This is a genomic window from Streptomyces monashensis (assembly GCF_001866665.1).
GTDB classification, from domain to species: Bacteria; Actinomycetota; Actinomycetes; order Streptomycetales; family Streptomycetaceae; genus Streptomyces; species Streptomyces monashensis.
Map to the genome: position 1 here is coordinate 77,077 of NZ_MLYO01000032.1, position 22,862 is coordinate 99,938.

22 protein-coding genes and 1 pseudogene are annotated in these 22,862 nt (G+C 71.8%); 15 read left to right on the top strand and 8 right to left on the bottom strand.

Features of this window, described 5'->3' with window-relative positions; translation table 11 throughout:
- Window positions 1-287: 287 nt before the first annotated feature.
- Window positions 288-1,061: a DUF5753 domain-containing protein gene (locus BIV23_RS19280; protein WP_425443501.1), complete on the bottom strand. Its 774-nt coding sequence runs from the start codon at window positions 1,059-1,061 to the stop codon at window positions 288-290.
- Here BIV23_RS19280 and BIV23_RS19285 point away from each other — a divergent pair.
- From BIV23_RS19285 to BIV23_RS19315, 7 genes and pseudogenes are all read left to right on the top strand, one after another.
- Window positions 984-1,194, top strand: a pseudogene (locus BIV23_RS19285) (DUF397 domain-containing protein). The gene BIV23_RS19280 and the pseudogene BIV23_RS19285 overlap by 78 nt on opposite strands.
- Window positions 1,195-1,281: 87 nt before the next feature.
- Window positions 1,282-1,770, top strand: a complete 489-nt coding sequence (locus BIV23_RS19290) for a hypothetical protein (RefSeq protein WP_071382137.1) — start codon at window positions 1,282-1,284, stop codon at window positions 1,768-1,770.
- 117 nt (window positions 1,771-1,887) lie between these two features.
- The gene (locus BIV23_RS19295) at window positions 1,888-2,262 is read left to right on the top strand and encodes a VOC family protein (RefSeq protein ID WP_071382211.1); all 375 of its coding nucleotides are present in this window, start codon (window positions 1,888-1,890) and stop codon (window positions 2,260-2,262) included.
- Between the two features lie 97 nt (window positions 2,263-2,359).
- Window positions 2,360-2,824 (top strand): PPOX class F420-dependent oxidoreductase, encoded by a 465-nt coding sequence (locus BIV23_RS19300; RefSeq protein ID WP_177239956.1) that lies wholly within the window; start codon window positions 2,360-2,362, stop codon window positions 2,822-2,824.
- 319 nt (window positions 2,825-3,143) lie between these two features.
- A complete protein-coding gene (locus tag BIV23_RS19305) occupies window positions 3,144-3,827 on the top strand; it encodes an SGNH/GDSL hydrolase family protein (protein ID WP_071382138.1) in 684 nt (227 codons plus the stop codon).
- A gap of 88 nt (window positions 3,828-3,915) precedes the next feature.
- Window positions 3,916-4,509: a Uma2 family endonuclease gene (locus tag BIV23_RS19310; protein WP_071382139.1), complete on the top strand. Its 594-nt coding sequence runs from the start codon at window positions 3,916-3,918 to the stop codon at window positions 4,507-4,509.
- Window positions 4,510-4,558: 49 nt separating this feature from the next.
- Window positions 4,559-5,554: an aldo/keto reductase gene (locus BIV23_RS19315; RefSeq protein WP_071382140.1), complete on the top strand. Its 996-nt coding sequence runs from the start codon at window positions 4,559-4,561 to the stop codon at window positions 5,552-5,554.
- Between the two features lie 147 nt (window positions 5,555-5,701).
- Here the strand turns inward: BIV23_RS19315 and thpR are convergent, their stop codons facing one another.
- From thpR to BIV23_RS19330, 3 genes are all read right to left on the bottom strand, one after another.
- Entirely contained in the window at window positions 5,702-6,274 is a 573-nt protein-coding gene (gene thpR / locus BIV23_RS19320; RefSeq protein ID WP_071382141.1) for an RNA 2',3'-cyclic phosphodiesterase, read from the bottom strand.
- A gap of 73 nt (window positions 6,275-6,347) precedes the next feature.
- Entirely contained in the window at window positions 6,348-7,697 is a 1,350-nt protein-coding gene (locus BIV23_RS19325; RefSeq protein WP_107471205.1) for an MFS transporter, read from the bottom strand.
- A 27-nt stretch (window positions 7,698-7,724) separates the two neighbouring features.
- Complete coding sequence (locus BIV23_RS19330) at window positions 7,725-8,168, bottom strand: MarR family winged helix-turn-helix transcriptional regulator (protein ID WP_071382143.1); 444 nt, start codon at window positions 8,166-8,168, stop codon at window positions 7,725-7,727.
- A 154-nt stretch (window positions 8,169-8,322) separates the two neighbouring features.
- On the opposite strand from BIV23_RS19330, the gene BIV23_RS19335 reads away from it, so the two are divergent.
- Window positions 8,323-8,523 carry a ribbon-helix-helix protein, CopG family gene (locus BIV23_RS19335; RefSeq protein ID WP_071382212.1) on the top strand — a complete coding sequence of 67 codons (201 nt, stop codon included), beginning with the start codon at window positions 8,323-8,325 and terminating at the stop codon, window positions 8,521-8,523.
- Here the strand turns inward: BIV23_RS19335 and BIV23_RS19340 are convergent.
- Complete coding sequence (locus BIV23_RS19340) at window positions 8,516-9,958, bottom strand: NCS2 family permease (protein WP_071382144.1); 1,443 nt, start codon at window positions 9,956-9,958, stop codon at window positions 8,516-8,518. The genes BIV23_RS19335 and BIV23_RS19340 overlap by 8 nt on opposite strands.
- 150 nt (window positions 9,959-10,108) lie before the next feature.
- Between BIV23_RS19340 and BIV23_RS19345 the strand changes: the two genes are divergently transcribed.
- The 3 genes from BIV23_RS19345 to BIV23_RS19355 all read left to right on the top strand — a co-directional run bounded on the left by BIV23_RS19345 (window position 10,109) and on the right by BIV23_RS19355 (window position 13,599).
- Complete coding sequence (locus BIV23_RS19345; protein ID WP_071382145.1) at window positions 10,109-10,375, top strand: DUF2530 domain-containing protein; 267 nt, start codon at window positions 10,109-10,111, stop codon at window positions 10,373-10,375.
- 16 nt (window positions 10,376-10,391) lie between these two features.
- Window positions 10,392-12,788, top strand: a complete 2,397-nt coding sequence (locus BIV23_RS19350) for an HAD-IC family P-type ATPase (protein ID WP_071382146.1) — start codon at window positions 10,392-10,394, stop codon at window positions 12,786-12,788.
- Window positions 12,789-12,888: 100 nt separating this feature from the next.
- Window positions 12,889-13,599 (top strand): helix-turn-helix domain-containing protein, encoded by a 711-nt coding sequence (locus BIV23_RS19355; protein WP_071382147.1) that lies wholly within the window; start codon window positions 12,889-12,891, stop codon window positions 13,597-13,599.
- A gap of 63 nt (window positions 13,600-13,662) precedes the next feature.
- Here BIV23_RS19355 and BIV23_RS19360 read toward each other — a convergent pair whose 3' ends face one another.
- From BIV23_RS19360 to BIV23_RS19370, 3 genes are all read right to left on the bottom strand, one after another.
- Complete coding sequence (locus tag BIV23_RS19360; protein WP_071382213.1) at window positions 13,663-16,803, bottom strand: sacsin N-terminal ATP-binding-like domain-containing protein; 3,141 nt, start codon at window positions 16,801-16,803, stop codon at window positions 13,663-13,665.
- Between the two features lie 110 nt (window positions 16,804-16,913).
- Entirely contained in the window at window positions 16,914-17,885 is a 972-nt protein-coding gene (locus tag BIV23_RS19365; protein WP_071382214.1) for an esterase/lipase family protein, read from the bottom strand.
- 240 nt (window positions 17,886-18,125) lie between these two features.
- Window positions 18,126-19,052 carry a DUF3027 domain-containing protein gene (locus BIV23_RS19370; protein WP_071382148.1) on the bottom strand — a complete coding sequence of 309 codons (927 nt, stop codon included), beginning with the start codon at window positions 19,050-19,052 and terminating at the stop codon, window positions 18,126-18,128.
- A gap of 261 nt (window positions 19,053-19,313) precedes the next feature.
- On the opposite strand from BIV23_RS19370, the gene BIV23_RS19375 reads away from it, so the two are divergent.
- The 4 genes from BIV23_RS19375 to BIV23_RS19390 all read left to right on the top strand — a co-directional run bounded on the left by BIV23_RS19375 (window position 19,314) and on the right by BIV23_RS19390 (window position 22,855).
- Entirely contained in the window at window positions 19,314-20,717 is a 1,404-nt protein-coding gene (locus tag BIV23_RS19375) for an MFS transporter (RefSeq protein ID WP_071382149.1), read from the top strand.
- A 62-nt stretch (window positions 20,718-20,779) separates the two neighbouring features.
- On the top strand, window positions 20,780-21,259 hold the full coding sequence (locus BIV23_RS19380) for a DUF2771 domain-containing protein (RefSeq protein WP_071382150.1): 480 nt from the start codon (window positions 20,780-20,782) through the stop codon (window positions 21,257-21,259).
- Window positions 21,229-22,008 (top strand): futalosine hydrolase, encoded by a 780-nt coding sequence (locus BIV23_RS19385; protein ID WP_079173244.1) that lies wholly within the window; start codon window positions 21,229-21,231, stop codon window positions 22,006-22,008. Before BIV23_RS19380 ends, BIV23_RS19385 begins: the two co-directional genes overlap by 31 nt.
- Entirely contained in the window at window positions 21,995-22,855 is an 861-nt protein-coding gene (locus tag BIV23_RS19390; RefSeq protein ID WP_071382152.1) for a 1,4-dihydroxy-6-naphtoate synthase, read from the top strand. Before BIV23_RS19385 ends, BIV23_RS19390 begins: the two co-directional genes overlap by 14 nt.
- The last annotated feature ends 7 nt before the right edge of the window (window positions 22,856-22,862 follow it).

The window sequence follows — 22,862 nt, forward strand, 5'->3', positions numbered from 1 at the left end:
CGCCTGCTGGGCCGACGACGCTCCAGCAGTCCTACGGCCCACGACATGGGCCTCGCGAGGGAGGTACCGGCACCGGACCCGTACGTCCGGCGACTCCCGAACCCTCGTGATGCCCGCTGGCACCGCTGGGCCAAGCTCAACCGCGCGGCCGGGCACCGGCTGCCGTTCCCGCGTGACGAGGAGTGCTGGCACATCCCCGTCCGCCCTCAGGGACCCTACTGGCAAGCCAGCGACGACGTAGTGCGGCCGTACGTGCTCAGGCGCTGAGGGTGTGAGCAGCGTCCGGATCAGCCCAGCGCGTCGATCGCTTGCACAATAAGGGCGCGCGACTCGGCGCCGTAGACGGCCATGCTCCGAAGTTGCTCGAACGCCTTCACATAGAGCGCGATCTCGGAGGGCTGGGTGACGTTCACCTCGGCGGAGATCAGCTCAACGGATACAAGGGTGTCGTCGTGCACGTCGAACGTTTCCTTCGGCCACATCGCGCGCTTGCGAGTCGCCGTGGGGATGATGCCGAACGACACCTGCGGGAGTGCCCCGACGGTGAGGAGATAGCCCAGCTGGGCGGCCATCGCCTCGGCATCACCGAGTTGGTAGTAGAGAACGGCCTCCTCGATGAGGAACACGAACCGATGGCCGGGTTCATGAATCACCTGCGACCGCTGAACCCGTGCCGCAGCAGCCTCCCCCGCATCGTCGGGAACCCCCCGGAAGCGGGCGTCGATGCTCAACAGAGCCTGCGCGTACCCCTCGGTCTGGAGCAAACCCGGAACGAGAACCGGGGAGTGCACACGCAGCAACCCGGTTGTCCGATACAGCTCGACGTAGCTGCCCTGCAGCTTGGCCAGCCCCATGCGCACGCGCTGCCGCCACTCGCGGTACAGGGACTCCGCGTGCCGCGAGGCCCTCTTGAACTCCCGCCCGGTACGGCGGCGGCGGTCAGACCTGGCCGCGATCAGTCGGTGAGCAGAAAGGTGCAGCACATGCTGAACGGAACCGACCTCTACGCGCTCGACCTCAGCAGTGCCTCGTTCGTGAAGGCGTGCGGAGGCAGCACCCACCCGGACGGTGAGTCCTGCGTGACCCTGGGCCCTCGGTGACAGCAAGCAGCCGGACGCGGTGCCGTTGCGGTTCAGCTCGGAGGAGCTGGCCGTGGCCGGCATCGACCCGGCGCGGTTCGGCCTGAACGTCTGATCCTCGTCCTCACGCCGGCCGGGCCGGGCCCCTCCGCGCCGGCCCGGCCGGCTTCTCCGGAACAGCGCGACCAACCGGGAACGACTCGTGCACCACCACGGCTACCTCTGGACCGGTCCCAAAGAACGCTTCGACAACGAGGCCCTACGACGTCCCCCGCACCCCGATCCCCCACCGGCTCCGGTCTCCGACGGCGACGTACACGCAGAGCGCCTGCTCAAGCGCTACCGGGACGTGGCAGCGGAGTTCCCGGCATCGGATCTGCCGCCGATCGAGACGGCGTACTGGCTGGTCAAGCCGCGTTCCTTGGTGCGCGGCAGCTGGGACGACACGCAGGAGGCGGCGGTCTGGCTCGGGCGGCGACTGACCGAGTACGCGCCCCGGTTCGCCGCCGCGGCCCAGCGGGACGCCGGACGCCTCACCACCCTCGTCGCCTCCGCCCGGAAGCGGCTGGCCTCGGGCGGTGACGTGTCGCTCGGCTTCTACCTCGAACGTCCCTCGTACCTTTCCCTGGCCATCGTCACCTGTTCCCCGCATCGCGAGCGCGGCGAACTCCCGTGTCCGCTCAGCGCATGACGGGGCACGGACGGAGCACGGGCCGGCGTACCGGCGCGCATGCCGGCCGCCACGGCGGGTACGACCTTCCCGTACGGAGCGTGGCGGAAGTGGCTGAAGCGCGAGGAGTGCCCGGAAGTGATTCGAAAGTTGCAGGCAGTCGCGCTGGACTGCGCCGATCCGGTACGGCTCGCCGAGTTCTACGCGGATCTGCTCGGTGGGCGGGTGGTCGCGCACCCGGAGGATCCCGACTGGGTCGAGGTGCACGGGTTCGAGGGGACGCCGCTGGCCTGCCAGCGGGTGGACGGCTACCGAGCGCCCGAATGGCCCGGCCAGGAGCGCCCGCAGCAGCTCCACCTGGATTTCGACGTGGACGACCTCGACGGCGAGGAGAAGCGGGCGCTCTCCCTCGGCGCGACCGTGCTGGAGCGGACGGACCAGCTCGGCTCGGGGGCCAACTGGCGGATCTACGCCGATCCGGCCGGCCATCCGTTCTGCCTCTGCCTCCACTGAGACGCTCTCTTGCCGGTGCACCGCCGGTCAGCCCGGTGGGAACGCTCCCATGCGCCCCGCACTTGAGAAGCCGGGCGTCCGGTGCCTCCATGGAGACATGGCCAGTGTGCGTACGAGCCCCGCGCTCGCCCCGTTCGTCAAGCAGTACGCCGCCCTGCTCACGACCCACAAGCGGGACGGCACCGGCGTCGGCACCCCGGTGAACATCGCCGTCGAGGGGGACCACGCCTATTTCCGCACCCCGGGCACCACCTGGAAGGTCAAGCGGCTGCGCGGCAACCCCGACGTGGAGCTGGCCCCCGCCACCGTGCGCGGGGCCCCCACCGGACCGGAGATCCACGCGCGGGCCCGGCTGCTGGAGCACGGCAGCGCGGAGGACCGGCACGCGGCGCGGCTGCTGCGGCACAAGTACCCGATCGTGCAGGGGGTGTTGGTGCCGCTGTCGCACAAGGTGATGCGGGCGCCGACGCTGCACTACGAGGTGCGGCCGGTGGAGGAGGCACCCCCGCAGCCGCCTCCGGAGACACCGCCGGGGAAGTGGGCGGAGCCCGGCGGACAGTGACCGTTCAGCCCCGGCGCCGCAGCCACCGCAGCCCGAAGAGGGCGGCCACCGCGGCGGCGACGATCGCGGCAGCGGTCTTGCAGGTGCCGCTGTCGCCGGCCGGACCGGCCGCTGAACTCGCGCCGCCGGACGGTGACTTGCGCCGGTGGCCCGGCCGGGGGCGTCCTCCGCCCGACCTTGCTGCCCGCCCCCTCGGAGCGCTGAGGCGAGGACGGCGAACGATCGACGCATTCCCCCAGCCTGCCATCCCCGCCCGGCCGCCCCCGGACGTGGTGGGCCTCACACCCCACCGGTGTGCGTGATCGTCCATCATGAGCGGATGCTCAGATTCATGCCCGTAGGTGACTCCATGACGATCGGGAGCGCGGGCGAGCACACCTGGCGCTACCGGTTGTGGCGGCACCTGTACGAGACGTACGGCGGCCCGTTCACGTTCGTCGGCCCGCGCGAGGAGCTGTACGACACGTCGTCCGACGCGCCGACGTCGTACGCCTACGCCGAGCCCGACTTCCCGCGCCGCCACCTGGCGGGCTGGGGCGAGGGCTGGCTGCACATGGCCCCGCTGATCGGCGAGACGGTGCGCGCCCACCGCCCGGACGTGCTGCTGGTCTCCCTCGGCCTGATCGACCTGGGCTTCTACACGAACGCGGAGCAGACGGCGCAGAACGTGCGGGCGTTCGTCGCCGGCGCGCGGGAGGCCGCCCCGCGCATACGCATGGTCGTCCTCCCGGTGATACCGAACATCCGGGCCGCGGCGGACGAGCCGTTCGCGGCCCAGGTGGACCTCTTCAACGTCCTGCTCGCCAAGACGGTCGCCGACCTGGACGAGCCCCGCTCCCCGCTGCTGCTGGCCTCGCCGCCCGAGGAGTACGACATCCACGCCGACACCTACGACGGCACGCATCCCAACGCGAGCGGGGAGCACCGGATCGCGGGCGCGTTCGCGGGGGCGATGTGGGAGGCGTGGGGGGTCGGACAGGCGTACGCGGCCGGAACAAGTTGACCTGAATCCGGCGAGTCCCGGTCACCGTGCGTATCGTTGTACTGCGCGGCCGCACCTGTCCGTGGGGCGGCCGGGGAGGAGCGCCACGATGACCGTCCTTGAAGACAGGATCGAGATGGCCGACGCCGACGCCAACACCAGGCATTTGGACGAGTGGTTCGAGCGGCTTGAGCGTATGCCCGTCCCCGAAGGATTCAGGGTCGAGATCGTCGGGGGCAACGTCCACATGACGCCACAGCGGGACACTCACTGGGAGATCATCTTCGAATTCGCGCAGGCCCTCAGGAACAGGCTGGGGAAGGGGGTCAAGGTGTTCTCGGACGTCCGCATCGACTTTCCGGGCCACTTGAACGGCTTCTGCCCGGACATCGCCGTGTTCAAGGAATACGCGAAGAAGAACGACGAGGGCCGCTGGCGCCACGAGGACGTGGTGTTCGTCGCCGAGGTCATCTCCAAGGGCACAGGCCCCAACGACTACGGCCCGAAGAAGCTCGCCTACGCCGAGGCCGAGGTCCCCGTCTACGTCATCGCCGACCCCTACGTAGGACGGTGTTACGTCTACACCGACCCCCAGGACGGCGACTACGAGAAGAGGGAAGCGTTCGACTTCGGTACCGACATCGACCTCACCGGCACCGTCGTCGACCTCACCCTCAAGACCGACGACTTCCCCCGCGACTAGCCCAACCCCGCTTGCCTAGAGCGCACTTCAAGCCGTTGGCTGGGGGACCATGAAGTACACGCAGCTAGGACGCACGGGACTCAAGGTCGGCCGGCTCGTTCTCGGGACGATGAACTTCGGGCCGCAGACGGACGAGGGCGACAGCCACGCGATCATGGACGCGGCGCTGGACGCGGGCATCAACTTCTTCGACACGGCCAACGTGTACGGGTGGGGCGAGAACAAGGGCCGCACCGAGAGCATCATCGGCAACTGGTTCGCCAAGGGCGGCGCGCGGCGCGACAAGGTCGTCCTCGCCACCAAGGTCTACGCGAACATGGCCCCCGACGGCCAGCCGGCCTGGCCGAACCACGACAAGCTCTCCGCGCTGAACATCCGGCGGGCCGTGGACGCCAGCCTGAAGCGGCTCCAGACCGATCACATCGATCTGTACCAGTTCCACCACATCGACCGGGACACCCCCTTCGACGAGATCTGGCAGGCGATCGACACCCTGGTCCAGCAGGGCAAGATCCTCTACGTCGGCTCCTCCAACTTCCCGGGTTACAAGATCGCCCAGGCCAACGAGACCGCCGCCCGGCGCGGCGGCACCATCGGGCTGGTCAGCGAGCAGTGCCTGTACAACCTCTACGAGCGGCGCGCCGAGATGGAGGTCATCCCGGCCGCGCAGGAGTACGGCCTCGGGGTCATCCCCTGGTCCCCGCTGCACGGCGGGCTGCTCGGCGGGGTCATCAAGAAGGAGGTCCAGGGCGGTCGCCGCACCTCGGGCCGCGCCGCCGACACCCTGGCCGACCCGGCCGCCCGCGCCCGGATCCAGGCGTACGAGGACCTGGTCGACAAGCACGGCCTGGAGCCCGGCGAGGTGGCCCTGGCCTGGCTGCTGACCCGGCCGGGGGTGACCGGACCCATCGTCGGTCCGCGCACGGCCGAGCAGCTCGACTCCGCGCTGCGCGCCGTCGAGCTGGAGCTGAGCGAGGAGCTGGTGGCGGGGCTGAACGACGTCTTCCCGGGTCCGGGTCCGTCGCCGGAGGCGTTCGCCTGGTAGCGCCGTAGGGGCGCGGGGGGACTCCCCGCGCCCCTGACTCCTTCATCTGCCTACTTCATGGCCGAAGCCAAGGCCACCACCACGAACATCAGCACAAGTACACCGGCCATGATCCGGTTCCGGGTTTTCGGGTCCACGGCATCGAGCCTAACCGGCCCCGCCCAGTGCCCAGCGGCCGACCGGCTCATAGCGCGGCTGCTCCCCCGGCACCCCGGACCTCGGCAGGTTGCTGCGGACCAGAACCACCTCGCCCACCGTCCAGGTCGTACTGGTGAAGCCGCGCAGCAGATCCACATACGGACGTACGTCGACCGAGTCCCGGCCGCGCGCCACGGTCAGGTGCGCCCGGTAGCGGCGGTGGTCCTCCATCGGCAGCCCCGCCTTCCGTGCCGCCGCCTCCGCCCGCTCGGCCAGCCGCCGCAGCGACTCCACCTCGCCGTAGGCTCCCGTCCACAGGGCCTTGCCGTGCCCGAACTGGCCACCGCCGGACAGGGCCAGGTCGAAGGGGGCCGTGCGGCGGGCCACCACCGCCAGGCGGTCCGACAGGGCCGGTACGACGTCGTCGGCGACCTCCCCGTAGAAGGCGAGGGTGAAGTGCCAGCCCGGCCGGTTGGTCCAGCGCAGCCCCTGCGAACCGGGCAGCCTCTTCAACTCGGCCACCTCGGCGGCGAGTTCGTGGACGACGTGCTCCGGCGGGAGCACCGCGGCGAAGAGTCTCATGCCCTCACCTTCGCAGACGTCCGGGGCACAGGGGCGCGGGCGACCCACCGCGCCCCGCCCCAGGCCGGCAGGCCTACGCCGCTGCGGCCAGTTCCTCCCGCTCGCGCGGGACGAAGCGGACTCTGGGGTGGCCGTGGTGCCAGCCCACCGACAGGCGCAGGCCGCCGATGCGGGTCAGGACCAGGCCGATGGTCGCGGCGGCCGCGGCCGAGACGGCGCCGCCGAGGACGAAGCCGACGCGGGGGCCGTAGGTGTCGGTGACCCAGCCGACGACCGGGGCGCCCAGCGGCGTGCCGCCCATGAAGACCATCATGAACAGGGCCATCACCCGGCCGCGCATGGCCGGGTCGGTGGCCATCTGGACCGAGGTGTTCGCCGTGACGTTCACCGTCAGACCGAAGACCCCGATCGGGACCATGAGCAGCGCGAAGAGCCAGTAGGACGGGGCCAGCGCGGCCACGATCTCCAGCGCGCCGAAGGCCAGCGCGGCGGCGATCAGGACGCGCAGCCGTGCCGTGCCGCGGCGGGCGGCCAGCAGGGCGCCGACCAGGGAGCCGACGGCCATCAGGGTGTTGAAGAGGCTGTAGCCGCCGGCACCGGCGTGGAAGACGTGCTGGGCGTAGGCGGAGAGCCAGACCGGGAAGTTGAAGCCGAAGGTGCCGATGAAGCCGACCAGCACGATGGGCCAGATCAGGTCCGGGCGCCCGGCGACGTACTGCAGGCCTTCGCGCAGCTGGCCCTTGCCGCGCGGGGTGCGCTCGACGACGTGCAGCTCGCGGGCGCGCATCAGGAGCAGGCCGGCGATGGGGGCCGCGAACGACAGGCCGTTGGCGAGGAACGCCCAGCCCGTGCCCACGCCGGTGATCATGAGGCCGGCGACGGCCGGGCCGATCAGGCGGGCGGACTGGAAGTTCGCCGAGTTCAGGCTGACCGCGTTCTGCAGCTGCTCGGGACCGACCATCTCCGAGACGAAGGACTGCCGGGCCGGGTTGTCCACCACCGTGGCGAGACCGACGGCGAAGGCGGCCAGGTAGACGTGCCAGACCTGGACGTGGCCGGAGAGGGTCAGCGCGGCGAGCGCCAGCCCGGACAGGGCCATCGAGGACTGGGTGACCAGCAGCGTGGGCCGCTTGGGGAGGCGGTCGACCAGGACACCGCCGTAGAGACCGAAGAGCAGCATCGGCAGGAACTGGAGGGCCGTCGTGACGCCCACGGCCGCGGAGGAGCCGGTGAGGCTGAGGACGAGCCAGTCCTGGGCGATGCGCTGCATCCAGGTGCCCGTGTTGGAGACGACCTGGCCCAGGAAGAAGAGGCGGTAGTTCCTGATCCTCAGCGAGCTGAACATCGAGGAGGTCTTGCGGGAATCAGGGGTGGTAGTAGCGGTCGGTGCGGGGGCGGAAGGTGTTCCGGATCCCGTACTCAAGCGAGTTCGCCTCCTCCATACAGCGGCTTACAGGTGTGCGAGTTTCTCCAGCACGGGGGCGGCGGCGCGCAGGGACGCCCACTCGTCCTCGTCCAGGCCCTCGACCAGTCCGGCCAGGAACGCGTTGCGCTTGCGGCGGCTCTCCTCGAGCATCGCCTCGGCCTGTTCGGTCTGGGTGACGACCTTCTGGCGCCGGTCCTCGGGGTGCGGCTCCAGCCGGACCAGCCCCTTGCCTTCGAGCAGCGCGACGATGCGGGTCATCGACGGCGGCTGGACGTGCTCCTTGCGGGCGAGTTCGCCCGGCGTGGCCGAGCCGCAGCGGGAGAGCGTGCCGAGCACCGACATCTCGGTGGGGCTCAGCGACTCGTCCACCCGCTGGTGCTTGAGCCGACGGCTCAGCCGCATCACGGCGGAGCGGAGGGAGTTCACGGCGGCTGCGTCGTCGCCATGGGTGAGATCCAGGTCCGGCATGTCCTTAGAGTAACTCATTACTCTCTCTAAAGACCACCGCGACACCGACACGATGCCCGTGACCCTGGCCACTGAACCGCTACGTCACCCGTATGAGTGAGTCGATTCCGGAAAGTGACGCACCGGGCGGCCGGATGTGGCGACCCTCGTAGGCATGGGGACCAGTGTGCTCAGCCTGCGGATAGACGGGGAGCTGCTCGAACGGCTCCGGCATCACGCGGCGAAAAGAGGAATGAGCGTCCAGGACTATGTCATCCGGACGCTCATTCGCGACGACTTCGACGAGCGGTTCCAGGCCGCCGTCGACGAGACGGAGAAGTTCTACGGGGTCTCCGAGCCCCGGCCGATCACGTGAGGCCCAGGGCCGGCATCAGGTAGTAGAAGGCGAAGACCGCCGAGACGACGTACATCGCCACCGGGATCTCCCGGAACCGGCCCGCGGCCAGGCGCAGCACCGTGAAGGTGATGAAGCCCATGCCGATGCCGTTGGTGATCGAGTAGGTGAACGGCATCATCAGCATCGTCACGAAGGCCGGGATGGCGATCGTGTAGTCCGCCCAGTCGATCTCCTTGATCGAGTTCGACAGGATCAGGAAGCCGACCGCGATCAGCGCCGGGGTGGCCGCCTGGGAGGGGACCATCGTGGCGACCGGGGTGAGGAACAGCGCGACGGCGAAGAGGCCGCCCGTGACGACGTTCGCGAGGCCCGTCCGGGCGCCCTCGCCGACCCCGGCGGTGGACTCCACGAACGCGGTCGTGGCCGAGGAGGAGCTGGCACCGCCCGCCGCGACGGAGAGGCCGTCGATGAAGAGGACCTTGTTGATGCCCGGCATGTAGCCCTGGGCGTCGGTCAGCTTGGCCTCGTCGCTGACGCCCATGATCGTGCCCATCGCGTCGAAGAAGCACGACAGCAGGACCGTGAAGACGAACAGGATGCCGGTCAGCAGGCCGACCCGGGAGAAGCCGCCGAACAGGCTGACCTGGCCGACCAGGCCGAAGTCGGGGGTGGAGACCGGGTTGCCCGGCCACTTCGGGACGGTCAGGCCCCAGGAGGAGACCGTGGTGACGGCGTTGATGATCACGGCGAGGACGGTCATGCCGACGATCGAGATCAGGATCGCGCCCGGGGTCTTCCGGACGAGCAGCGCGAAGGTGAGCAGCACGCCGAGGATGAAGACCAGCACGGGCCAGCCGTGCAGATGGCCGCCGACGCCGAGCTGGAGCGGCACGGTGGTCTGGGCGGCGTCGGGCATGCGCGTGACGAAGCCGGAGTCGACCAGGCCGATCAGCATGATGAACAGGCCGATACCGATCGAGATCGCCTTGCGCAGACCGAACGGCACGGCGTTCATCACGCGCTCGCGCAGGCCGGTGGCGACCAGCAGCATGACCACGAAACCGGCGAGCACGACCATGCCCATGGCGTCCGGCCAGGTCATCCGGGGCGCGAGCTGGAGGGCGACGACGGAGTTCACACCGAGGCCTGCGGCGAGCGCGATCGGGACGTTGCCGAAGACGCCCATGAGGAGGGTGGTGAAGGCGGCCGTCAGCGCGGTCGCGGTCACCAGCTGGCCGTTGTCCAGGTGATGCCCGTACATGTCCTTCGCGCTGCTGAGGATGATCGGGTTCAGCACGATGATGTACGCCATCGCGAAGAAGGTGGCGAGACCGCCGCGGATCTCGCGGGCGACGGTGCTGCCGCGCTCGGAGATCTTGAAATAGCGGTCGAGCGCGCCGTTCGGCGCGCCCTTCTCGGGGGTGGGGGCCTTGGCGGGCGCCGAGGTGGACATGCGGGACCTCATCTCCGACGGGGTTCCCCCGAGCCGCGTTGGAGTTTCATACGAGCAGAAATGGACAAAGACAAACGGTTTCAGTATGAACGTATGAGTGCGAGATCGCTATCTCCGCGCGTAGACACCGGCGGCGCTTAAGCTGTGCGCATGGCCAAATGGACCCCGAAGCACGAGGCACCGGAGCCCCTGGAGGGCCCCGTGGTCGCCACCATCACCGGCGGCACGATCGTGTGGTTCGTGCTCTTCCTGGTCCAGCTGCCGTTCTACGGCTGGTTCCACGACCACGGTCACCTGTGGTGGCTGTGGACCTGCCTGGCCGGAGGCGGACTGGGGCTGATCGGGATCTGGTACGTCAGGAAGCGCGACGCCGCGATCAAGCGGGCGGCGGCGCTGAAGGCGACGACACCGAAGTAGCCGTACCGTCGATGACATGACCCACATAGACGCGGGCGCCGAACTCGACCCCGTGCATCCGGTGGCCCTGCCGATGACCAGGTCGGCCGGGCTGACCGGCGCCGAGGTGGCGGACCGCGTCAGGCGCGGGCAGGTCAACGACGTTCCCGTGCGCAGCAGCCGCTCGCTCGGCGAGATCGCGCGGGCGAACGTCTTCACCCGGTTCAACGCGATCATCGGCGTGCTCTGGGTGATCATGCTGTGCGTCGCGCCGATCCAGGACAGCCTGTTCGGCTTCGTGATCCTCGCCAACACCGGCATCGGCATCGTCCAGGAGTGGCGGGCCAAGCAGACCCTCGACTCCCTCGCGGTGGTCGGCGAGGCCAGACCGACGGTGCGCCGGGACGGGGCGGCCGTCGGGATCGCGACCGACGAGATCGTGCTCGGCGACCTGATCGAGATCGGCCCCGGGGACAAGGTCGTCGTGGACGGGGTGTGCGCCGAGGCCGACGGGCTGGAGATCGACGAGTCGCTGCTGACCGGCGAGGCCGACCCCGTCGTCAAACGCTCCGGCGACCCGGTCATGTCCGGCAGCTTCGTGGTCGCGGGCGGCGGCGCCTTCCAGGCCACCAAGGTCGGCCGCGAGGCCTACGCCGCCCAGCTCGCCGAGGAGGCCTCCCGCTTCACACTGGTCCACTCCGAGCTGCGCACCGGCATCTCCACGATCCTCAAGTACGTCACCTGGATGATGGCCCCGGCGGCCGTCGGGCTCGTCATCACCCAGCTCGTCGTCAAGAGCAACGACGTCAAGGACGCGGTGGCCCGGACCGTCGGCGGGATCGTCCCGATGGTCCCCGAGGGGCTGGTGCTGCTCACCTCCGTCGCCTTCGCGATCGGCGTGATCCGGCTGGGCCGCAGGCAGTGCCTGGTGCAGGAGCTCCCGGCCATCGAGGGGCTGGCCCGCGTCGACACCGTCTGCCTGGACAAGACCGGCACCCTCACCGAGGGCGGCATGGACGTCACCCGGCTCAGGATCCTCGACGGCTACGACGAGACGTACGTACGCAAGGTCCTCGGCGCGCTCGGCGAGTCCGACCCGCGCCCCAACGCCTCCCTCCAGGCGATCATCGACGCCTACCCCGACAGCGTCGAGTGGCGCTGTGTGGAGTCGCTGCCGTTCTCCTCGGCCCGCAAGTACAGCGGGGCCGCGTTCAGCGAGGGGGACGGCGAGACCAGCACCTGGCTGCTGGGCGCCCCGGACGTGCTCCTCGCCGACGGCGACCCGGCCCTGGCCGACACCGAGCAGCTCAACGAGCAGGGGCTGCGAGTGCTGCTGCTGGCCCGCGCCGTGCGCGACCTGGACGACGTCGAGCCGGCCCGTGGCGCCCGCGCCGCCGCCCTCGTCGTACTCGAACAGCGGCTGCGGCCGGACGCGGCCGACACCCTGCGCTACTTCGCCGAGCAGGACGTCCGCGCCAAGGTCATCTCCGGGGACAACGCGGTCTCGGTCGGCGCGGTCGCGGCCAAGCTGGGCCTTGAGGGCACGACGGTGGACGCGCGGCGGCTGCCCGGCGACGCGGCGGGCATGGCGCGGGCGCTGGACTCCGGGACGGTCTTCGGGCGGGTCACCCCGCAGCAGAAGCGGGACATGGTGGGCGCGCTCCAGTCGCGCGGGCACACGGTCGCGATGACCGGCGACGGCGTGAACGACGTGCTCGCGCTGAAGGACGCCGACATCGGGGTCGCCATGGGCTCCGGCTCGGAGGCGACGCGCGCGGTGGCGCAGATCGTGCTGCTGGACAACAGCTTCGCGAGCCTGCCGTCGGTCGTCGCCGAGGGGCGCCGGGTGATCGGCAACATCACGCGCGTGGCGACGCTGTTCCTGGTGAAGACCGTGTACTCCGTGCTACTGGCGGTCCTCGTGGTCTGCTGGCGCGTCGAATACCCCTTCCTCCCCCGCCACTTGACCATGCTCTCCACCCTCACCATCGGCGTCCCGGCCTTCTTCCTGGCCCTCGCCCCCAACAAGGAGCGCGCGAAACCCCACTTCGTCCGGCGGGTGATGCGGTACTCGATCCCGGGCGGCGTGATGTGCGGGGCGGCGACCTTCGTGACCTATCTGATCGCCCGTCACTATTACGGCGACGGCCGCGAGTTGGGCGCCGAGACCAGCGCGGCCACGCTGACACTGTTCCTGATCTCCATGTGGATCCTGGCGATCGTCGCCCGGCCCTACACCTGGTGGCGGGTGACCCTGGTGGCCGCGATGGGCCTGGCGTTCCTGGTGGTCCTGGTCGTCCCGGCCCTGCAGAGCTTCTTCGCGCTGAAACTGGTGGGCGTGGCCATGCCGTGGACCGCCGTCGGGATCGCGGTGGTGGCGGCGGCCGCCCTGGAGTGGATCTGGAAGTGGGTGGATCGGCGGATTCCTGTATAGACGTAGGCGGCGCGGCTTTCGTGCGACCGGACCGCACGTGGGGCGCACAGGCTCTCAGGGTGTTGAAGACCATCGTGTTCGACATCGGAGAGACGATCAGATGAACCTCAGCCAGGACGAGTTCGCCCGGGGCTTACGTGGCGCAGGCGAGGAGCTGGGGGAGCCGAACGACGCCTCCAAGCGACTCGTACAACGCTGGGAGTCCGGGGAGACCAGGACATGCCGTCCGCTGTATGCGCGGGCACTGAAGCGGTTCACCGGCCGTACCCCTGAATCGCTGGGCTTCACGATCCCGATGGCACGCGTCCACTCGGACGGGGCAGGAGGCCACGACATGGAGGCTGGGGAAGTCGGCATGGCTGACGCTGCCGCAGGCCCGGAGCCAGAGCCGCAGAACGCGTACGCGGGCGTCTGGCTGTCCCGGTACGAGTTCTACTCGTCCAGCCGTGACGAGACGTTCGACTGCAGGCATCACATCGTGATCGTCCAGCACGGCAACCGGCTGACAGCCCAGAGCCTGCCCGGAGCGTCGACCAACCCGGACAGCCCGTTGTCCCTGGATCTCACCGTTGATCGGAACGTCGTCACCGGTACGTGGACCGAGCAGACGGCGGCCGACGGGTACTACCAGGGCGCCCGGTACCACGGTGCGGTTCAGCTGCTCGTCGAGCCGACAGGCCGACGTATGGCGGGCAGGTGGGTCGGGTTCGGCAAAGACTTCGATGTGAACACGGGCCCGTGGGAGCTGCGCCTGCTCGACCGGTCGACAGGCCGCGCGAGCATCGAGCGGTACTCGACCACACCGCAGTGAGGATCGGGGCGCTCCCCTGCGAGGAAACAGTGGGAGCCGCCCCGTGCGGGCGCCTGGCAGCCGTCAGTCGAACCACCGGTCCCTGGCCAGTTCCTCCGTTCTGGACGGGTCCTCCAGCAGGGCCGCCACCTCGAAGCGTCGGGGCCACTGGCCCGCCGCCCAGGCCAGGCCGGCCGCGACGCCCTCCAGCGTGGCCGCGTGCAGCGCGCCGTCGGTGGTCAGGCGCCAGTCGATCTCCACGCCGTCCACGAGGAGTTCCTCGTGCTCGACGTAGGTCTCGGGGGTGCGCGGGCCGAGCAGGACGCGCACCGGCTCCGGTACGTCGTGTTCGGTGCCCTCCGAGTGGACCTCACCGGTGACGGACTCGCTCAGCCGCCGCACCTGGAACAGCTCCGCCAGCTCGGCGGCCCGCGCCGGGCGGACCGGCAGCAGGGGCACGCCGGAGGTGAAGGGCAGCAGGTCGGGTGAGTCGACCACGACCGCCTCGGTGGCGTCCACGACCTCCACCTGTCCGTCGGTCACGGCTCTCAGTTCGTCCGGCAGGGTCACCTGCTCGGGGTCCAGGTCCGCCAACGCGCCGTAAAGGCCGTGCAGTTGGGCGGAGGAGACCGGGCGCGCGGGGTCGGACAGGCGGTCCAGCAGTTCGGCGGCGCCGCCCGGCTCGTCCAGCAGGGCCGCGACCGAGGTGCGTACGCCGAGGGCGCGCAGTACCTGCTCGTCCTCGAAGCCGGTCGCGTCGGCCTCGTCGTACAGGCCGTGCAGGAGGGGATCGCCGCCTGCGGCGAGGAGGCCGGCGGGGCGACGGCCGTCGAGGACGGGGTGGCCGCGCAGCCACCAGGCCGTGTACGGCCGTACGACCTCGTGCGTGCCGTCGGGCAGCAGGATGCGGACCGGCTGGGTCAGGGCGTCCCTCAGCGGCGGCTGGGCGAGGAGGGCGAGGGCTTCGGGCCAGCGGGCGTCGTCCACGAGGTCCAGGTCGCGTACCGCGATCAGCTCGGTGGCGACCGGCGGGACGGGGCTGTCGGGGAAGCGGTCGAGGATGTCCTCGCACCACACGTCGACGGCGTCGAGCAGCCCGGCGTCGTCGGGCTCGGCGAAGTCGCCCTCGCGGGGCTCCAGTTCGTCCGGGTCGAGGACGACGTCGGCGGCGCGGACCAGGGCGAAGTTCGCGAGCACCCCGCAGGCGGTCAGCGGCTGCTCCCCCCACTTGTCGGCCATGTCGGCGTCCACGGCGGCGAGTTCGCCCTCGCGGATCACGCGGGCGAACGCGCTGCCGGGCAGGACCAGCTCGCCCGCCGGCGCCAGTTCGCCGTCCTCGTCGGGCAGGGCGAGCGCGCCGAGCCAGGGCTCGTCACCGGGCTCCAGCCCCGCGTCGCGCACCAACGCCAGGACGGTGTCGGCCAGTTCCTCGGCGTCCGGCGCGTCCTCCTCCCAGCCCAGTGCCCCCTCCTCGTCCAGCGAGGCGGCGACGGCGGCCCGGACCTGCGGGGTGGTGAGCACCGCGCGCGGGCTCGCGGGCAGCGCGCCCAGCTTCTCCAGAAGCGGGTGCGCGGCGCTCTCGTGGGCGACCTTCAGCCCGATCCGGCCGAGGACTTCGGGGTCGATCCGCGCGGCGTCCGGGGTGGGGAGGAGGACCTGGCGCGGGCCGATGGCCGTGCGGCCGTCGGCGAGCGGCACGGGCAGCCCGGAGAGCCGGTCGGGGTCGACCCCGGCGAGGCTGTCGTAGAGCCGCCACCACCAGTCGGGGTCCTTCTCCAGTCCGGCGAGGCGGTCGACGGCGTCGGCGAGGGAGAGCCGGGCGACGCCCAGGCCGCGCAGCTCGGAGCGTCGTTCCAGGCCCGCGGGCAGCAGGGTGGGCAGTACCTCGGCGAGCACCCGGACGGTGTCCGCCCCGGCGCCCTCCACGAGCTCGGCGTCCCGGGGCCGCAGCACCTCGGGCAGCTCGTCCTCGCCGCTCGGCGCGAGCGCCGGGGGCAGGAAGGCGGTGCGCGGCAGCCGCTCCAGCACGGCCTGCCGCAGGGCACCGTCCAGCACGCCCTTGCCCAGCGGGCCGGGCACGAGGTCGATGATCCCGTCCGTCACCGGCCGCCAGGCGGCGAGGAGTTCGGCGTACGCGTCGGCCGCGCGCTGCACCAGGAAGTCGGTGAGGGGGCCGGGGGCCGCGTGCCGGCGGGTGGTGTCGAGCGGGAAGGAGGCGATGAGCAGGGCCGGGACGCCGAGCGGCTCGTCGCTCGGGGTGGGGGCGTGCACGACGGGCGCGGTGCGCGGCCGCACGGGCCGCCCGGCCTCGTCCTCGGGCACCGCCCAGGTGACGGACCAGTGGGGCCGCAGCCGCTCCTCCACGGGCCGGTCGGCGAGCAGGTCGGCGGCGAGCGCGCCGTGCGCGGAGACGCTGCGCCACCGCGTCGTGCCCTCCCGCGAGTCCTCCACGACGGTGACGGCGCCGTCGGCGGCACTGGTACGGCGGCGCAGGACACGCGGCTCCCGGCCGTCGACCTCGATGACGACCTCCGCCAGGCCCGGCAGGGCGAGGAGCAGCGCGTCGTCCACGGCGTCGAGGAGCCGCTCGGCGAGGTCGGCGGCGGCCGTGTCCCGCAGCGGCAGGATGACGGCGGTGTCGTACGACTCCGGCGCGGTGCCCTCGGCGGCGAACGGCAGCCGGAGCAGCGGCACATGGCCGTCCCGCCGCCGGACCTCGTCGCCCAGTCCCGGGCTGTGCCGGGCGGTGCCGGCGGCCAGCTCGCGCGCCTCGGCGAGCGACCAGCGCACCCCGCCGTGGCGTCCCACGATCGCGGGCTCGTCCGTCACCGCGATGACGGCGGCGAACCCGACGCCGAACCGTCCCACGGCGCTGCGGGCGCCCTCGGCGTCCCGCTTGGCGGAGGCCCGCAGGGTGGACAGCGACTCGACACCGGCGGCGTCCAGCGGGGCACCGGTGTTGGCGGCGACGAGGACGCCGCCGTGGAGGGTGAGCCGCAGCCGGCCCGGAGCGTGCGCGCGTGCGGCGGCGTCGGCGGCGTTCTGCGCCAGCTCCACGACCAGCCGGTCCCGGTAGCCGCCCAGGACCAGGTCCTCCTCGGCGTTGGCGTCCTCCCGGAACCGGGCGGGGCTGGTGGCCCAGGCGTCGAGCACACCGCGCCGCAGCCGGGCGGTGCCGAAGGGGTCGGCGCCCTCGGCCGTCGGCCGCACGTACTTGCTGCTCACGTTCACTCTCCACCTCGTCGCTGTGAGGACGAAGGTACAGCGCACACGGGGTGACCGGGGCCCGGGTGCCGGGTGCCGGGCCGCAGGGCGGCGGGCCCCGGCCGGCCGCTTCAGCCGCCGAGCACGGGCAGGGAGAGGTGGCAGTCGACGGGCCGCGCGTGGGCGGGGTCGAGGGCGTTGCGCACGAGTTGGGCGGCGTTGGCGTCGTACGCGATGGAGACGTGCTCGGAGAGGTCCTGCCGGCAGACGTCCTGGATCGTGATGTTCTTGACGGTCGCGTCCGGACCCGCGGTCAGGAACTGGTGGGTGTACGGGGTGACGACCTCGTCGAGCCGGGTGGCGATGACGGTGTAGCCGACGCCCGGCTGGGTGTCCCCGCCCCGGTCCAGGGTCGTGTTCACGTCGGAGCCGACCATCTGGTCGGCGTAGGCCTGGCCGAGGAGGAGGGAGACGGGCTGGTTCAGGCCCAGCTCGGTGGTGAGGGTGCCGAGGCCGGAGGCGGTCGTGCCGTGGTTGGACGGCGCCAGTCCGATGAGGCTGTGCACCTTGTTCCGCTGCGGATGGGCGGCATCCGTGCCGCCCGCGAACCGCAGGTACCAGCGGGGCGTCAGACCGCCGCCCTGGGAGTGCCCGACGAGGTCGACCTGGTGGGCACCGGTGGCCCTGAGCACGCGGTCCACGTAGTCGGCGATCTGCCCGGCGGACACCGGGACGTGCGCTGTGGCCTTGACCGGACTGCCCGGTGTCCCGCCGTAGTTGACGGCGAAGACGCAGTAGCCCAGCTGCTTCAGGTACGGGGCCATGAGGCCCCAGTCGTCATGGGCGTTCGCCCAGGTGCCGTGGACCAGGACGACCGGGCGCGGATGCGCGCGCGTCGGCTTGCAGCTCCAGTCGTCGGCGCCGGCCGGCGGCGACTCCGGCCGGACGAGCCCCTCGATCGCCGCCAGCGGGAAGGCGAGGAGCCGCCCGTGCGGTGCCGGGACCGGGGGTCCGTCGGCCGCGGCGGCCGCCCCCTGACCCCCCACGACCAGCGAGAGGGCCGCGAGACCCGCACCGACCACTGACCACCTGATGCGCCGCATCGCCCGCATCGCACCACTCCTCGCCTCAAGGCCGGCCGAGTGCCGACGCGGCGATGATCGAAGAGCGGGGCGCCCCTTGGGCGGCCGGAGCGGACACGTCACCCCTTATGGAGCAGCGCGTTTCATCCGGTCAGCGCCCCCGGAGGGTGACTGTGAGCGATTGCCGGGACACTGTTCGCCTCCACAACGGCCTCCGGGAACAACTGCGTCCCCGGAGGCTGGCGTTGGACAGGGCAGTGGTCAGGAGTGGCCCAGCTCCGCCGTCTCCTCGTCGGCCGGCTCCGGGACCGAGCCCGAGTCGCGGGCGGGGCGCAGCGGGAAGACGTCGACCTTCGTCTCGTCGACGACCGGCGGGGCCACCTGCGGGGGCTTCGGCATGACCGCGGCCTCGGAGTGGGCGCCGCAGCCGTAGGAGAGGGAGACCACACGGCCGTCGGCCGGGGCGAACTCGTTGGCGCACACGCCGAAGGCCTGGCCCAGCGAGCCGCCGATCGGCGCGAGGAAGCCGCAGGTCATACACGTGGCCGGGGCCGCCTGGGCCATCGGGGTCTTCGCGCCGAAGGCCTCGTCCCAGCGGTCGGCCGCGGTGTGCAGGCCGTAGCGGGACAGGACGCGGGCGCGGCGCATGCCCAGTTCCTCGGCGACCGAGGCGATCGAGCCGCGGGAGGGGACCGTGAACTGGACGGCCGGGGTGCCCGGGGTGACCTCGGCGTCCTCCGCGTCCGCCAGCTCCTCCATCTCGTGGGAGACCAGCGCGTTCGGCGGCGGCTCCTCCTCGGCCGTGTAGCCGGGCTCCAGGCGCAGGTCCTCCTGGTCCGTGGGCAGCAGGTCGCCGGGGCCGAGGTCGCCGGGGCGCAGCCGCTCGCTCCAGGGCACCCATTCGGGGGCGAGGAGGGCGTCGGGGCCGGGGAGCAGGACGGCCTCGTCGAGTGTGACGATCTTGGCACGGGAGGCGCGGGCCACGGTCACGGCCCAGCGCCAGCCCCGGTAGCCCAGCTCCTTGCACTCGAAGAAGTGGGTGACAACGCGGTCGCCCTCGGAGAGCAGGCCGGTGTGTTCACCGACCACACCGGGTGCGGCGGCCTCCTCGGCGGCGGCGCGGGCGAGGTCGACCGCCTCCGCGCACAGACGGTCGGGGGTGCGGCTTCGCGTTGTCGCTGCGCTCACAGGTATCGCTTCTCTCCTACGCCGTCTCACGTGTGGGCCTGCCTCCGGCGGGCCTGCCGACGGAGCGGACCGTAGGACCGCATCGACGTCTGCATCCGCGCGCTGGGCGCACCTCTGCCATCCATTCTGCGTTATGGCTGAGATACGCACGCTACACCGAACGGGATTCGTGGGTTTTTCCCACCCGCCCACACACCCGGCCACCCGCCCACGCACCCGACTCGCCCGGCCTCGCACTATCGGCCCGCTTCTCGGGGCACTATGAACGTCGTGGCAGCCGCGGACAAGGCGAGTGGTCGGGGCGGCGGTGCGGCCCGCGTCGGCGGAGCCGCCCGCTCTGTCGGGCGTGCCCTGCATTTTCCCGTCACCGGTGCCGCGCGCGGCATCCGCCGGGCCACGCACGCCCAGGGCGCGGGCGAGTCCGGGCTGGGCAAGCTGATCGAGCTGCACGCGGTGAACGGCGCGGGCGACGTGATGGTCACCGTGGCGCTCGCCTCCACCGTGTTCTTCTCCGTGCCCACCGACGAGGCACGCGGGCGTGTCGCGCTGTACCTCGCCATCACCATGGCGCCCTTCACCGTCCTCGCCCCGGTCATCGGCCCGCTCCTGGACCGGCTGCCGCACGGGCGGCGCGCCGCGATGGCCGCGGCCATGCTGGCCCGCGCCCTGCTCGCGCTGATCATCTCGGGCGCGGTGGCGAGCGGCGGCCTGGAGCTGTACCCGGCCGCGCTGGGCGTGCTGGTCGCGTCCAAGGCGTACGGCGTGGTCCGCAGCGCCGTCGTACCGCGGCTGCTGCCGCCCCGGTTCTCGCTCGTGAAGGCCAACTCCCGGGTCACCCTCGCCGGTCTGCTGGCCACCGGCGCCGCCGCGCCGGTCGCGGCGGGGCTGCACAGGATCGGGGATCCCTGGCCGCTCTACGGCGCCTTCGTGATCTTCGTCGCGGGGACGTTCCTGTCGTTCACGCTGCCACCCAAGGTGGACTCGGCCAAGGGCGAGGACCGGGCGCTGCTCGCGGCCGACGAGGAGCATCTGCGCGGGCCGCTCAGGAACCAGCGGGCGAAGCGGCCGGGGCTGCGGACCGTGGGCCCCGCCGTCACGCACGCGCTCGGTGCCAACGCCGCCCTGCGCTGCCTGTCCGGCTTCCTGATCTTCTTCCTCGCCTTCCTGCTCCGCGAGCACCCGCTGACCGGGGAGAGCGCGGCGGTCTCGCTGGGCATCGTCGGCGTCGCCGCCGGCGTGGGCAACGCCCTCGGGACGGCGGTCGGGAACTGGCTGAGATCGCGCGCACCGGAGATCATCATCGTGTCCGTCGTCGCCGTGGTGCTCGGCACGGCGGTCGTGGCCGCCGTGTTCTTCGGCGCGTTCCTGGTGGCCTGCCTCGCCGCGGTCGCCGGGTTCGCCCAGGCGCTCGCCAAGCTGGCCCTGGACGCGCTGATCCAGCGGGACGTGCCCGAGCAGGTGCGCACCTCCGCCTTCGCCCGCTCCGAGACGCTGCTCCAGATGGCCTGGGTGTTCGGCGGCGCGGTCGGCATCGTGCTGCCGCTCGACGGCACCGTCGGCCTGCTCGTCGGCGCCGCGTTCGTCGCCGTCGGATGGCTCACCACGCTCCGGGGACTGCTCGCCTCCGCCCGCCACGGGGGCCGCCCCAGAGCCCGCGTGGCGTAACGAACCGGGCACGCCGTACCCCACGTGGCCGGACGGCTCCGGGCGCCCGATAGCCTTCGGCCATGACCACGCTGCAATCCGCTTCGCGACGCCGCCGCGCCGTCGCCGCCGCCGGCGCCGTTTCCGCCGGACTGCTTCTGCTGTCTGCCTGCGAGAAGCCGACGCCCGTCGCCACCGTCACCGTCGGCCGGAGTTCGGTCAACTCCGAGGCGCTCTGCTACAACGACGGCAACGCGCTGGACGCCAAGACGCTGGCGAAGTGCGCCAAGAACATCAACGACGTCAAGTCGATCACGGTCGACACGGACGACACCGTCCGCTTCGGCGTCGACCCGAAGATCGCCGACGCGGGCTGGGTCATCCTGGTGAACGGCCGCCAGTTCACCGACTCCAGCAAGAAGACGTACCGCACGATCCCGGGCAGCGCGTTCTTCAACGCCCAGTACGGCACCCAGGGCGACACCAACACGGTCTCCATCCAGATGGGCGCCACCAGCCCCGGCAAGGGTCTGTGGGCCTTCAAGCTGAAGAAGGCCTCCTGACCCCGTCGTCCGCGTCCCGCGCACGCGTCCTCGTCGCCACCGCCGTCCCCGCCGAACGGGACGCGGTGGCACGGGCGTTCTCCCCGCCGGACTCCCCTGACGAGCGCGTCGGCCTGCCCGGCGTGGAGCTGACGCGTACGGCGCGTGCGGCCGGAGTCCGGGACCTGCTCGCCGCCGGTGTCGGCCCGGCGCGCGCCGCCGCCTCCGTCGCCGCCGCGCTCACCGCGGCCCGGCTCGCCGGCACCCCCTACGACCTGGTCGTCTCGGCCGGGATCGGCGGCGGCTTCGCGCCCGACGCCCCCGTCGGCTCGCTCGTCGTCGCCGACCGGATCACCGTCGCCGACCTGGGCGCACAGACCGCCGACGGCTTCCTCCCGGTCACCGAACTGGGCTTCGGCACCATCCACCACGACCCGCCGAGATCACTCGTACGGGTTGCGTGCCAGGCCACCGGCGCCCGCGCCGGCACGATCCTCACCGTCTCCACCGTCACCGGCACCGCCGCCCGCGCCGCCGAGCTGCGCACCCGGCACCCCTGCGCGCTCGCCGAGGGCATGGAGGGCTTCGGGGTGGCGGAGGCGGCCGACGCGCACGGGACGGCCGTCCTGGAGATCCGCGCGGTCTCCAACCCGGTCGGCCCGCGCGACCGCGCCGCGTGGCGCATCGGCGACGCCCTCGCCGCCCTCACCGAGGCGTTCGGGAAGCTCGCCCCCGCATTGGAGAGTTGGAACCGACATGACGACCAGTGAGCAGCAGCAGACGCTGAAGATCGCGTACTCCCCCTGTCCGAACGACACCTTCGTCTTCGACGCCCTCGCCCACGGCCGCGTCCCCGGCGCGCCCGCGCTGGACGTGACGTTCGCCGACATCGACATCACCAACGGCATGGCCGAGCGCGGCGAGTTCGACGTGCTGAAGGTGTCGTACGCCGTCCTGCCGTATGTCCTCGACGAGTACGCCCTGCTGCCGTGCGGCGGCGCGCTGGGCCGGGGCTGCGGGCCGCTGGTGCTCACGCGTGAGGCGCACGCGGACCTGACGGGCCGCACGGTCGCGGTCCCGAGCGAGAAGTCGACGGCGTACCTGCTCTTCCGCCTCTGGGCGGCCGACACGCTCCCGGGCGGGGTCGGCGAGATCGTGGTCATGCCGTTCCACGAGATCATGCCGGCCGTGCGGGACGGCAAGGTGGACGCCGGACTGGTCATCCACGAGGCCCGCTTCACCTACCAGAACTACGGGCTGCACAAGCTCGCCGACATGGGCGAGCACTGGGAGCACACCACCGGGCTGCCCATCCCGCTGGGCGCGATCATCGCCAAGCGCTCGCTGGGCGCGGACACCCTGACCCGGCTCGCCGAGTCCGTGCGCACCTCCGTACGGACCGCCTGGGACGACCCCGAGGCCTCCCGGCCGTACGTCATGGCCCACGCCCAGGAGATGGACCCGGCCGTCGCCGACCAGCACATCGGCCTCTACGTCAACGAGTTCACCGCCGGCCTCGGCGAGGACGGCTACGCGGCGGTCCGCGGCCTGCTCACACGTGCGGCGGCCGAGGGGCTCGTTCCGCCCCTCGGCCCGGACGCTCTCGCTTTTCCCTGAGGTCTCC

Bases quoted from the DNA above. Each gene is read 5' to 3' on its own strand.
- BIV23_RS19305 (WP_071382138.1), top strand. From the start codon at position 3,144: ATGCTCAGATTCATGCCCGTAGGTGACTCCATGACGATCGGGAGCGCG.
- BIV23_RS19330 (WP_071382143.1), bottom strand. From the start codon at position 8,168: ATGCCGGACCTGGATCTCACCCATGGCGACGACGCAGCCGCCGTGAAC.
- BIV23_RS19345 (WP_071382145.1), top strand. From the start codon at position 10,109: ATGGCCAAATGGACCCCGAAGCACGAGGCACCGGAGCCCCTGGAGGGC.
- BIV23_RS19355 (WP_071382147.1), top strand. From the start codon at position 12,889: ATGAACCTCAGCCAGGACGAGTTCGCCCGGGGCTTACGTGGCGCAGGC.
- BIV23_RS19340 (WP_071382144.1), bottom strand. From the start codon at position 9,958: ATGTCCACCTCGGCGCCCGCCAAGGCCCCCACCCCCGAGAAGGGCGCG.
- BIV23_RS19390 (WP_071382152.1), top strand. From the start codon at position 21,995: ATGACGACCAGTGAGCAGCAGCAGACGCTGAAGATCGCGTACTCCCCC.
- BIV23_RS19310 (WP_071382139.1), top strand. From the start codon at position 3,916: ATGACCGTCCTTGAAGACAGGATCGAGATGGCCGACGCCGACGCCAAC.
- BIV23_RS19300 (WP_177239956.1), top strand. From the start codon at position 2,360: ATGGCCAGTGTGCGTACGAGCCCCGCGCTCGCCCCGTTCGTCAAGCAG.
- BIV23_RS19380 (WP_071382150.1), top strand. From the start codon at position 20,780: ATGACCACGCTGCAATCCGCTTCGCGACGCCGCCGCGCCGTCGCCGCC.
- BIV23_RS19335 (WP_071382212.1), top strand. From the start codon at position 8,323: ATGGGGACCAGTGTGCTCAGCCTGCGGATAGACGGGGAGCTGCTCGAA.
- BIV23_RS19365 (WP_071382214.1), bottom strand. From the start codon at position 17,885: ATGCGGCGCATCAGGTGGTCAGTGGTCGGTGCGGGTCTCGCGGCCCTC.
- BIV23_RS19350 (WP_071382146.1), top strand. From the start codon at position 10,392: ATGACCCACATAGACGCGGGCGCCGAACTCGACCCCGTGCATCCGGTG.
- BIV23_RS19315 (WP_071382140.1), top strand. From the start codon at position 4,559: ATGAAGTACACGCAGCTAGGACGCACGGGACTCAAGGTCGGCCGGCTC.
- thpR (WP_071382141.1), bottom strand. From the start codon at position 6,274: ATGAGACTCTTCGCCGCGGTGCTCCCGCCGGAGCACGTCGTCCACGAA.
- BIV23_RS19375 (WP_071382149.1), top strand. From the start codon at position 19,314: ATGAACGTCGTGGCAGCCGCGGACAAGGCGAGTGGTCGGGGCGGCGGT.